This window comes from Paenibacillus ihbetae (assembly GCF_002741055.1).
GTDB classification, from domain to species: Bacteria; Bacillota; Bacilli; order Paenibacillales; family Paenibacillaceae; genus Paenibacillus_AQ; species Paenibacillus_AQ ihbetae.
Map to the genome: position 1 here is coordinate 3,902,315 of NZ_CP016809.1, position 12,453 is coordinate 3,914,767.

2 protein-coding genes, 1 tRNA gene and 3 rRNA genes are annotated in these 12,453 nt (G+C 51.6%); 5 read left to right on the forward strand and 1 reads right to left on the reverse strand.

What is annotated here, in order from left to right:
* Nucleotides 1–295 precede the first annotated feature (295 nt).
* Nucleotides 296–4,864 (forward strand): S8 family serine peptidase, encoded by a 4,569-nt coding sequence (locus BBD41_RS30505; RefSeq protein WP_099478328.1) that lies wholly within the window; start codon nucleotides 296–298, stop codon nucleotides 4,862–4,864.
* 515 nt (nucleotides 4,865–5,379) lie between these two features.
* Here the strand turns inward: BBD41_RS30505 and BBD41_RS17200 are convergent.
* Nucleotides 5,380–6,636, reverse strand: a complete 1,257-nt coding sequence (locus tag BBD41_RS17200; RefSeq protein WP_099478330.1) for an MFS transporter — start codon at nucleotides 6,634–6,636, stop codon at nucleotides 5,380–5,382.
* A gap of 496 nt (nucleotides 6,637–7,132) precedes the next feature.
* On the opposite strand from BBD41_RS17200, the gene BBD41_RS17205 reads away from it, so the two are divergent.
* The 4 genes from BBD41_RS17205 to rrf all read left to right on the forward strand — a co-directional run bounded on the left by BBD41_RS17205 (nucleotide 7,133) and on the right by rrf (nucleotide 12,259).
* A 16S ribosomal RNA gene (locus BBD41_RS17205) occupies nucleotides 7,133–8,687 on the forward strand.
* A gap of 121 nt (nucleotides 8,688–8,808) precedes the next feature.
* Nucleotides 8,809–8,884: transfer RNA gene (locus BBD41_RS17210), tRNA-Ala, on the forward strand.
* A 228-nt stretch (nucleotides 8,885–9,112) separates the two neighbouring features.
* A 23S ribosomal RNA gene (locus BBD41_RS17215) occupies nucleotides 9,113–12,038 on the forward strand.
* 104 nt (nucleotides 12,039–12,142) lie between these two features.
* Nucleotides 12,143–12,259, forward strand: a 5S ribosomal RNA gene (rrf, locus tag BBD41_RS17220).
* Together the 16S, 23S and 5S rRNA genes with 1 tRNA gene alongside form the textbook arrangement of a ribosomal RNA operon.
* Nucleotides 12,260–12,453 lie beyond the last annotated feature (194 nt).

The window sequence follows — 12,453 nt, forward strand, 5'->3', positions numbered from 1 at the left end:
TTTTGCAGTGAAAATCTCTGCAGGACGATTTACGATGGCAACTCCATGCAGCCTTATAGGCATGGAAATGATGCTGGACCCTACTATTCGAGCTTTCGCCAAAACCTCCTATCCTTCCGACAATACTTAACAAATAAATACAGAAAAGGATGAAGGAATATAAAATTCACACCTCGAAGTAATTTACCACGGGTCAGTCTTTCATGGAAAGAGGTGATAGAGAGGCGTTTTTGCTGCTAGTTTCAAGACCCTGTTTCATGGCTTTATACATTATGTTTCGGGGAGGAGCAAAGCTTTGAGTAAAAGATGGTTATCTATTCTATTAAGTTTACTACTGGCGCTATCTCTAGTTGTACCTGCAGCTGCGGCTCCTACAGAAGGATCGCAAGAGCTTAGCAGTTCGTTAAGCACCGAAGAAGCATTCCAATTGAAGCAGATGTTAGAGCATCGGGCGAAGCTGGCCGAGTTTCCTGAACTCGATCAGAGTCTAAGGAAATCAACGGGAGGGCCGACCAGAGTCATTGTTGAACTATCGGCCGAGCCCGTTGCGTTAAAGAAGGGGATTTCCGCGCTGTCGGGCAGATCTTTTACGTCATCGATGGAAGCGCAGGCAGAAGCCCAAGTGGAACAGCAGCAGCAGAAATTTATAGACAGCCTGGACTCCAAAAATATCGATCACGACGTTTCGAATCAGTATAGCTATGCATTTAACGGACTTTCCATGGAGATCGAAGGGAGCCAAGTCGAATCACTGCTTGAGATCCCTGGCGTGCTTGGTGTGTATCCGGATCTGGAAGTAACGGCGGGTCCGAAGGTTGACGAAGTCAAGCCTTACATGAAGGATACGGGTCCTTTTATCGGGGCACCGGACGTGTGGGATTTGGGATACACCGGGAAAGGCATCAAGGTCGGTGTCATTGATACCGGCATTGATTACGAGCATCCGAACCTGAAGGACGCATATAAAGGCGGATATGACTTCGTTGACAATGACAACGACCCTTATGAAGCAACACCTCTTGATTGGGAGAATGATCCTACCAATCCGGATCCGATCGATGACAATGGCAGCACTTATTGGACTGATCATGGAACACATGTAGCCGGAACGATTGCTGCACGGGAAGGCGGCGAATTCGGCGTTGTGGGGATTGCGCCGGAAGCGAGCATTTACGCTTATCGGGTCCTTGGACCATACGGCAGCGGTTATTCCAGCTGGGTGGTTGGCGGCATTGACCGCGCCGTTCAGGATGGCATGGATGTCATCAACCTATCCCTGGGGAATTCCCGCAATGATCCGGATTATGTGACATCGGTTGCGGTTAACAATGCCGCATTGGCCGGCGTAACACCGGTTGTTGCGAGCGGCAATAGCGGTCCGAACCGCTGGACGGCCGGGTCACCGGCCACCTCCGCATTTGCCATAACTGTAGGTAACTCGACGGGACCAAGTGATGAGATTGCAGCCACCGGTTATTTTTACGCGGAAGAGGATCTTGAGAGCGATCAGCCGGATAATACGGAACCGAGCGATCCTCCGGCAGAGCTGGGAAATGCAACGCAGCCGGATCAACCGCCAGTTCCGGAAGAAGGAAGGGATGCAGGTGAAGCCGATCTTGGACAAGAACCATCTGCAGGAACGTCAGAACCGGAGGCCGAGAGCCATGGAGAGGCATCGAACCTATCCGGTCATACGGAAGAAGACACAAGCGTACCAGCAACCGGTACATCGACCGAGCAAGACTCGGAACAGGGAACTCCTGTAGACTCCCCGTCAACGAACGAAGGAACAGAGTCGACCAACGGACAACTCCCGCTTGAACAGGATGGGAACGGTTCTGTGGATGAGCAGAATGGACCGTTGACTGTTGTTGAAGCAACATATGGAATGGATTTGATGGCCTGGAACTTGGCAGAAGATCCTGAAGCTGTTCTTCAAGGAGATTTCGAGTTGGTCTATGGCGGACTTGGTTATCCTGAGGATTTCCAAGGGGTAAACGCTGAAGGCAAAATCGCATTGATTCAAAGAGGCGTCATTCCATTCGTGGACAAGATCGCCAGTGCGAAGGCAGCAGGAGCCGTTGGTATAATCATATACAACAATACGAATGACCCCAATAATCCGATCGCGTATCTTGGAGACAGCTTCCAATTCATCCCGACCTTCCGTACGAGCAAGGATGTAGGGGAGCAGATTAAGACACTCCTCGGTGAACATCCGAACCTTCAAGTTCGGTTCTCCGATTTCAAGCGGACCCAAACCGAAGGGGATGAAATGTACACCTCGAGTTCAAGAGGACCAGCCAAGAAAACGCTGGATATTAAACCGGATGTCGTAGCACCAGGAACGAGCATCCTGTCAACGGTACCGGCATACGGCAAGGATTCGCCAGAGGCGGATTACAGCCAAGCGTATGATCGCTTCACGGGCACGAGCATGGCGTCTCCGCACGTTGCTGGTCTCGCTGCTCTGATCCTGGAAAAGAACAGCCATTGGTCGCCGTTTGATGTTAAGGTCGCGCTCATGAACAATGCGAAGGTTCTGAACACTGAATTGTACGAAGTCAATGATCAGGGGGCAGGCCGCGTACAAGCGCTCCAGACGATTCAAGCGGACACGTTGGCCAAGGTCATCGACAAGACAACTTATCAGGAGAAAGGAACCAGCAAAGAGTATGAAAACATTACCGGCAGCATCAGTTTCGGCAACTTTACGGGGACGACAGCTAAAAAGGTCCAGAAGAAAATCCGGGTAGAGCAGCTGGGGGCAAACGGGGGAGAGTTTAAGGTCGCAGTCAATCCTACTGTTGAGACGCCGGGCGTCTCGGTGACGGTAGATAAAACCTCCTTCGTCCTGAATGGCCAAGAGGAATTGGTCGTTACCCTGGAAGTGCCGGAAGGCATTACAGGCGTTTCGGAGCAGCAAGGCTATATTACGCTGACAAATGGAACACGGACGTATTCTGTACCGTATGCAGCTTACTTCAATTTAGAGATTACAGGAATTAAGTACACCAAAGTGTACAACGATACCGAAGTATATATTCCGCATTTCCCGCTGGATCAGTACGGAAATCTTGGAAAATTGAATGTTTCATTCGAATTTTATAACCCGATGCAGATCGTCATTGTTGATCTGTACGACAGTCTGAACCCAGGAGCGGGGGTAGACGGCGATGGAATAATTGGCCAAATTTTCGGCAACCAGGGGTACTTTGATGCTAACACGTCCTTTACAATCGGTTGGAACGGAAAATACGGCGATTATGCTACCGAGGAAGAGGTGGAAGTTCAGGATGGATTATACTCCATTGAACTTTTAGCTTTGGGTACGAATTTGCAAGTAAGTTCCGATTACTCCACCATCCCGTTCTTCGTCAAGCGAGCAGCGCCGGTTATCCATACAGAACAAGATGTAAAGCTTTCAGGCAAGGATAAGACTGCCTTAAGCGGTACAATCGAGGATCTCTATGTAACTGCTGCTCCGGCGATGTGGGACGAATGGGCAATCGACTTCGACGTAAGCGAATGGCTCGATGCCAAATACACGATCAAGAGAGCCAACAAATCCGTAGCCAAGGAAGGAAGCTTTGATGTTGAGCAGGATGGGGCATTTACCATTCCGCTTGATGGACTGTCTTCGGGCAACTATACGGTAGAGCTTTCAGTCAAAGACCGTCAAGGTCTGGAAGGAACGGCAACGGTTGACCTGCAGCTGACCGGTGCTCCGGGTCCTGGCAACCCGGATCCGGGTAACCCAGGCGGTGGCTCCGGTGGAGGCGGCGGATCATCGTCCGGCGGCGGTTCTACGACTCCATCGACACCGGCTCCTGAAGTATCGGGCGATGCCAAAGTAACAACGAAGAAAAATACGGATGGCACCGAATCCGCCACCGCGGCATTGTCTGAGACCGCAGTGAATGCAGGAATTGCCGGAGACGGCAAGGAAGTGAAGCTGGATGTATCAAAGCTTGACTTCATGAAGTACAGCGATGTCGCATTTACTTTAAACAAGGCAACAGTTGATAAGCTAAAAGCCTCCGGCAAGCCGCTGGTCATTCAAGGCAACGGCTTTGCGTTGACGGTGCCTGCCGAAGCGCTGGATGATTTCACGACGGCCAGCGGATTCAATTTGACGGTGTCGGTAGCTGCCGGCAAGGCAGGAAAACCTGCAAGCTTGAATGTTGTTTCGCCGCTCGTAACGGTGAAGCACGCCGATAAGTTCAAGCATTCGATCCTGCTGACACTAAACTATGATTCGGCCAAGGTGAAGGATGCGCGCAAGGTTGGCGCCTACATGCAGTCGCCAACAGGAGACATGGTGTCCGCCGGCTTACTGCATTCTGCCGCAAAAGGCTCCATTACCTTCCGGATCTATGTTCCGGCATCCTACGTTGCCGCCGAGAACAGCGTAACCTTCAATGACATCAGCGGTCACTGGGCCAAGGATGAGATTGAAGTTGCCGCCTCGCAGCATGTCACGTATGGCACAGGGGCCGGACGCTTCTCGCCGAACACCACCATAACCCGTGCTGAGTTCGCTACGCTCTTGGACCGCATCTTTGAGACAGGCATCGATTGGGATACCCGCAGCAAGGAAGCGGGAGCGAAGAACCCGCTGACTCGGGTAGAAATGGTCACGATGATTGCCGAAGCATTGAAGGTTGAGTCCGAGGGAGGCCAATTGTCCTTCAGCGATGCGAATCAAATTCCGGCTGATGCGCGTTCCGCCGTCGCTTTTGCAGTTGAGCAGGGGCTCGTCAAGGGCATGAACGGAAACCGCTTTGCACCTGAAGAGACTTCGACCCGGGCGCAAGTATCGGTCATCGTGTACCGTCTGTTGGATTACTTGAACAAGATCTAAACAAGGATCCGATACAACGGGTCATCATTTGAAGAGGGACTCGGCTGGCAGCAGCCGAGTCCCTTTTTTATTGACAGTACGGACGAGACAATGGAAGGAGAACAAAGTTGAAAACCCAAAAGATCATAATTTATTTTGTTATCGGGATCGTACCTGTATTCGTACTACTTACTGTCTTGGGAGACGTTGCCGAAGGGGCGGAAGGCGGTGGGATCCAGCGAAGCATAGAATGGGTGACAACCTATGTTTTGCCGTGGATCTTTCTCTATTGGTTTATTAAGCTGGTCCGTAAAATAAACAGGATCGCTGCAAGCCCCAGAGACTCTGGTGACCCCGGGTCCTCTTTTCAATAAAAGCTCCCTTACAACCTGCTATTCCTAACATAAAAAAAGAAAAACGCTCATCCGATCAGCAAAAATTGCGAATGGCGAGCGTTTTGGACATTTGATCTAGCTAATGGCCACCGTGTGACCATTGTTTCTTTATTCGTAGTGATTTAAGGGATCGCCAGACGGTTATTCCTTCGACCACTGATCGAGCGTTCGGTCACTTGGCAGCAAGAGGGCAAGAAGCCCCAGCAGAGGAAGGAAGCCGACGGCAATCATGACATTGGCAATTCCCCAGACGTCCCCGAGGTTTCCGAGCACCAGCGAGCCGATGCCGCCCATGCCGAAGGCAAAACCGGTGATTAGTCCGGAGACCGTGCCGATATTGCCGGGATGCAGCATTTGGGCGTACACCACGGTCACCGAGAAGCTGGATAGAAGCACGAATCCGCTGATCACAAGCAGCACCCCTGCCCAGAATGAAGACACGAAAGGCAGAATTAGTGCAATCGGCGCTGTTCCGATCATGGAGAAGATGATCAGATTCCGTCGTCCGTAACGATCCGCAAGCGGCCCCCCGAAGAAGGTACCTACGGCTCCCGAAGCCAGAAACAGAAAAATATAAATTTGCGCATTTTCAATGGATATCCGATAAGCATCCATTAAATAAAAAGCGTAATAGCTGCTGATCGCTGCTCCATACCAAGAACGGATGAACACGAGGACGACGAGCACGACGGTCGCGTTCCAGATGCTTTTGCGGCGGGCAGGGTCCAGCGTTCTGCCGGCTGTTCTCTTTTTGAAGGTATAGCCTGCTTTCAGCATCCCGTGGTACCACTTGGCAACATAGCTCTGGACGAGGATGCCGGCCCCCGCGACAAAGGTGAAGGCCATCGCTCCGATTTGCCCGTAGGGAACAAAAATAAACTTCGTAAGCAGAGGCGCCAGGGATTGTCCGGCATTGCCCCCAACCTGAAAGATCGATTGAGACAAGCCCTTTCGCATACCGGCTGCCATATGGGCGACCCGCATCCCTTCCGGATGGAAGGTTGCCGAGCCAAGGCCGATGAGTATAACGGCAAGCATAACAAGCAAATAGGTATGCGCGTGCGCAAGAAGGAACACGCCCGCGAACGTAAAGCACATGCCGATCGGCAGAAGAATCGGTGTCGGCCTGCGGTCGGCGGCATAGCCTATAACCGGCTGTATAAGGGAAGAAGTAAAGTTGATGGCAAAGGAAATCCAGCCGATTTGCGTAAAGGTTAGAAATAGATTGTCTTTTAAAATAGGAAAGATCGCAGGGATGACCGATTGAATCGAATCATTGAATAAGTGTACGAAGCTGATCGCAAGCAGTATCCGATATACCGTCGCCTGTTGAGTCCCGCCATGGACGGGGCTTGGGGGGGCAGAGGGTTTCTGGAGAGCTACGCTTCTGTCCGCCATTGAAGGAACTCCTTTCTTCTTATATAGAGTGGTGTTATGTAGTGGGCATAATCATGAACCATGCGCCGTTCATGCGCCGTTTCAGTAATGAACTAACATTAAAACCTTTTCGTGTGGAAATCAATGAATTCGAATAACAAATTGCAAATAAATCCGAAGTTCGGAAGGTAAGCGTGATGGAATAAAAAGGAGATCAATTTTTTGAGCGAAAGCCTTGATAATTTTTCGCCCAGGTGGTATATTACTAATTGTCGCTTCTGACAAACGCTCATGCAGGTTGTCGAACGGCGTCGAAAAAAAGTGTTGACATCACGTCGATAACTTGGTATGATATAAACCTGCGCTGCTGATCGAACTGATCGGCGCGACAGATGAAACATCAAGTTCCTTGAAAACTGAACAAATGGAACACGTCAATGAAACACAAGCAACGTGAAGACGTTAGCTTCTAAATGAGCTTAATCGCTCTTTCAATTCATCGTCCTTCGGACGATCTTTATTGGAGAGTTTGATCCTGGCTCAGGACGAACGCTGGCGGCGTGCCTAATACATGCAAGTCGAGCGGAGCAACGGTTTCCTTCGGGAAACCATTAGCTTAGCGGCGGACGGGTGAGTAACACGTAGGCAACCTGCCCTCAAGACTGGGATAACTACCGGAAACGGTAGCTAATACCGGATAATTAAACCTGCTGCATGGCAGGGTTATGAAAGGCGGAGCAATCTGTCACTTGAGGATGGGCCTGCGGCGCATTAGCTAGTTGGTGAGGTAACGGCTCACCAAGGCGACGATGCGTAGCCGACCTGAGAGGGTGAACGGCCACACTGGGACTGAGACACGGCCCAGACTCCTACGGGAGGCAGCAGTAGGGAATCTTCCGCAATGGGCGAAAGCCTGACGGAGCAACGCCGCGTGAGTGATGAAGGTTTTCGGATCGTAAAGCTCTGTTGCCAGGGAAGAACGTCTCATAGAGTAACTGCTATGAGAGTGACGGTACCTGAGAAGAAAGCCCCGGCTAACTACGTGCCAGCAGCCGCGGTAATACGTAGGGGGCAAGCGTTGTCCGGAATTATTGGGCGTAAAGCGCGCGCAGGCGGTTCTTTAAGTCTGGTGTTTAAACCCGAGGCTCAACTTCGGGACGCACTGGAAACTGGGGAACTTGAGTGCAGAAGAGGAGAGTGGAATTCCACGTGTAGCGGTGAAATGCGTAGATATGTGGAGGAACACCAGTGGCGAAGGCGACTCTCTGGGCTGTAACTGACGCTGAGGCGCGAAAGCGTGGGGAGCGAACAGGATTAGATACCCTGGTAGTCCACGCCGTAAACGATGAATGCTAGGTGTTAGGGGTTTCGATACCCTTGGTGCCGAAGTTAACACATTAAGCATTCCGCCTGGGGAGTACGGTCGCAAGACTGAAACTCAAAGGAATTGACGGGGACCCGCACAAGCAGTGGAGTATGTGGTTTAATTCGAAGCAACGCGAAGAACCTTACCAAGTCTTGACATCCCTCTGAATCCTCTAGAGATAGAGGCGGCCTTCGGGACAGAGGAGACAGGTGGTGCATGGTTGTCGTCAGCTCGTGTCGTGAGATGTTGGGTTAAGTCCCGCAACGAGCGCAACCCTTGATCTTAGTTGCCAGCACTTAAGGTGGGCACTCTAAGGTGACTGCCGGTGACAAACCGGAGGAAGGTGGGGATGACGTCAAATCATCATGCCCCTTATGACTTGGGCTACACACGTACTACAATGGCTGGTACAACGGGAAGCGAAGCCGCGAGGCGGAGCCAATCCTAAAAAGCCAGTCTCAGTTCGGATTGCAGGCTGCAACTCGCCTGCATGAAGTCGGAATTGCTAGTAATCGCGGATCAGCATGCCGCGGTGAATACGTTCCCGGGTCTTGTACACACCGCCCGTCACACCACGAGAGTTTACAACACCCGAAGTCGGTGGGGTAACCCGCAAGGGAGCCAGCCGCCGAAGGTGGGGTAGATGATTGGGGTGAAGTCGTAACAAGGTAGCCGTATCGGAAGGTGCGGCTGGATCACCTCCTTTCTATGGAGAATCGTCTTCTGCAACGAAGACATTCAAATATGGCTGACCGCAAGGTCGCCGATCCTTTGCGAAAGCAAAGACAATGACGTGCTTTCATTTGTTCAGTTTTGATGGAATTTGAGGGGCTATAGCTCAGCTGGGAGAGCGCCTGCCTTGCACGCAGGAGGTCAGGGGTTCGATCCCCCTTGGCTCCACCAAATCAATTTCATCAATCATTGATCCTTGAAAACTAGATAACGAAACGAATTTGCGTTTTAGAAATATCCTTTTAGCTGAACTTGTGTCAAAACAAGTTTCAATAAAAGTAGCACGCGAAGGTTTTGGGATCATCGATCCTTTGGGAGTCGGTTTCAACCTCTGAACGAATTTATTCAATCAGGGAAACCGACGGACAACAGAGCGATGAACACAAAACCGAAGCACAAGGTTAAGCTACTAAGAGCACACGGAGGATGCCTAGGCGCTAGGAGCCGATGAAGGACGTGGCGAACAACGATACTGCCTCGGGGAGCTGTAAGCAAGCTTCGATCCGGGGATGTCCGAATGGGGAAACCCAGCTGGTGTAATAGCCAGTTACCCGTATCTGAATACATAGGATGCGAGGAGGCATACCCAGGGAACTGAAACATCTAAGTACCTGGAGGAAGAGAAAACAAGAGTGATTCCGTCAGTAGCGGCGAGCGAACGCGGAACAGCCTAAACCAGAGAGCTTGCTCTCTGGGGTTGTGGGACGTCTCACATGGAGTTACAAAGGTTTAGATTAGACGAACAGGTCTGGAAAGGCCGGCCATAGAAGGTAAAAGCCCTGTAATCGAAAATGTGAACCCTCCGAGACGGATCCCGAGTAGTGCGGGGCACGTGAAACCCCGTATGAATCCAGCAGGACCATCTGCTAAGGCTAAATACTCCCTAGCGACCGATAGTGAAGCAGTACCGTGAGGGAAAGGTGAAAAGCACCCCGGAAGGGGAGTGAAATAGAACCTGAAACCGTGTGCTTACAAGAAGTCAGAGCCCATTATAGGGGTGATGGCGTGCCTTTTGTAGAATGAACCGGCGAGTTACGTTCCCATGCAAGGTTAAGGCGAGAAGCCGTAGCCGCAGCGAAAGCGAGTCTGAATAGGGCGCTTTAGTATGTGGACGTAGACCCGAAACCGTGTGATCTACCCCTGTCCAGGGTGAAGGTGCGGTAACACGCACTGGAGGCCCGAACCCACGTACGTTGAAAAGTGCGGGGATGAGGTGGGGGTAGCGGAGAAATTCCAATCGAACTCGGAGATAGCTGGTTCTCCCCGAAATAGCTTTAGGGCTAGCCTCGGAATGAAGAGTCGTGGAGGTAGAGCACTGATTGGGTGCGGGGCCCGCAAGGGTTACCAAGCTCAGTCAAACTCCGAATGCCATAGACTTATGTCCGGGAGTCAGACAGTGAGTGCTAAGATCCATTGTCAAAAGGGAAACAGCCCAGACCATCAGCTAAGGTCCCCAAGTGTGTGTTAAGTGGGAAAGGATGTGGAGTTGCACAGACAACCAGGATGTTGGCTTAGAAGCAGCCACCATTTAAAGAGTGCGTAATAGCTCACTGGTCGAGTGACTCTGCGCCGAAAATGTAACGGGGCTAAACACACCACCGAAGCTATGGCTTGATGCTTTGCATCAGGGGTAGGGGAGCGTTGTATGCAGGTTGAAGGTGTACCGTAAGGAGCGCTGGACAGCATACAAGTGAGAATGCCGGTATGAGTAACGAAAAGATCAGTGAGAATCTGATCCGCCGAAAGCCCAAGGTTTCCTGAGGAAGGCTCGTCCGCTCAGGGTAAGTCGGGACCTAAGGCGAGGCCGAAAGGCGTAGTCGAAGGACAACAGGTTGAAATTCCTGTACCACCGTAAACCGTTATGAACGATGGGGTGACGCAGGAGGGTAGTGACGCGGACTGATGGATGTCCGTCCAAGCAGTGAGGCTGATGTGTAGGCAAATCCGCACATCGTAAGGCTGGGCTGTGATGGGGAGTGAAAATTACAGTAGCGAAGGTCATGATCTCACACTGCCAAGAAAAGCCTCTAGTCAGGTGAAGGTGCCCGTACCGCAAACCGACACAGGTAGGCGAGAAGAGAATTCTAAGGCGCGCGGAAGAACTCTCGTTAAGGAACTCGGCAAAATGACCCCGTAACTTCGGGAGAAGGGGTGCCTCGGTAGGGTGAATAGCCCGAGGGGGCCGCAGTGAAAAGGCCCAAGCGACTGTTTAGCAAAAACACAGGTCTGTGCGAAGCCGCAAGGCGAAGTATACGGGCTGACGCCTGCCCGGTGCTGGAAGGTTAAGGGGAGCGGTTAGGAGCAATCCGAAGCTGTGAACCGAAGCCCCAGTAAACGGCGGCCGTAACTATAACGGTCCTAAGGTAGCGAAATTCCTTGTCAGGTAAATTCTGACCCGCACGAATGGCGTAACGACTTGGGCGCTGTCTCAACGAGAGATCCGGTGAAATTTTAATACCTGTGAAGATGCAGGTTACCCGCGACAAGACGGAAAGACCCCATGGAGCTTTACTGCAGCTTGATATTGGATTTGGGTACGATCTGTACAGGATAGGTGGGAGCCTTTGAAGCATGAGCGCCAGCTTGTGTGGAGGCGACGTTGGGATACCACCCTGATCGTATCTAGGTTCTAACCTGGTACCGTGATCCGGTACGGGGACAGTGTCAGGCGGGCAGTTTGACTGGGGCGGTCGCCTCCTAAAGAGTAACGGAGGCGCCCCAAGGTTCCCTCAGAATGGTTGGAAATCATTCGAAGAGTGCAAAGGCATAAGGGAGCTTGACTGCGAGACCTACAAGTCGAGCAGGGACGAAAGTCGGGCTTAGTGATCCGGTGGTACCGCATGGAAGGGCCATCGCTCAACGGATAAAAGCTACCCTGGGGATAACAGGCTTATCTCCCCCAAGAGTCCACATCGACGGGGAGGTTTGGCACCTCGATGTCGGCTCATCGCATCCTGGGGCTGAAGTAGGTCCCAAGGGTTGGGCTGTTCGCCCATTAAAGCGGTACGCGAGCTGGGTTCAGAACGTCGTGAGACAGTTCGGTCCCTATCTGTCGTGGGCGTAGGAAATTTGAGAGGAGCTGTCCTTAGTACGAGAGGACCGGGATGGACGTACCGCTGGTGCACCAGTTGTTCCGCCAGGAGCATGGCTGGGTAGCTACGTACGGACGGGATAAGCGCTGAAAGCATCTAAGCGTGAAGCCCCCCTCAAGATGAGATTTCCCAATTAGTAAGACCCCTTGAAGACGACGAGGTAGATAGGTTGGAGGTGGAAGTGCAGCAATGCATGGAGCTGACCAATACTAATCGGTCGAGGGCTTATCCTACAAGCTTTTCGAAAGAAAGCTCGCTACGGAAGCATAAAGATTTTTCAGTAAGACGCAAAGACGTTTCGTATCTAGTTTTCAGGTGATCAAACCACCTTGAATCGTTTGGTGGCGATGGCGGAAGGGTTCCACGCGTTCCCATACCGAACACGACCGTTAAGCCTTCCAGCGCCGATGGTACTTGGACCGAAGGGTCCCGGGAGAGTAGGACGCCGCCAAGCGAACAACCATAAAGGCCGTTATCGAGCAATCGATGACGGCCTTTTAAATATGTATGTCATTAATATTTTATATAGTAAATCGTTTACCGGCGCCTCTTAAGAAGAACTCAGGGTTGAGCTTTAAGGGGCGTGAAGCTCAACTCGCCCCCGAAAGTATCCTGTAAGGGATTACGGTTCCCACTCCCGTTCTAGTG

Excerpts from the sequence above, each read along its gene's own strand:
- BBD41_RS17200 (WP_099478330.1), bottom strand. The coding sequence starts at position 6,636 with ATGGCGGACAGAAGCGTAGCTCTCCAGAAACCCTCTGCCCCCCCAAGC.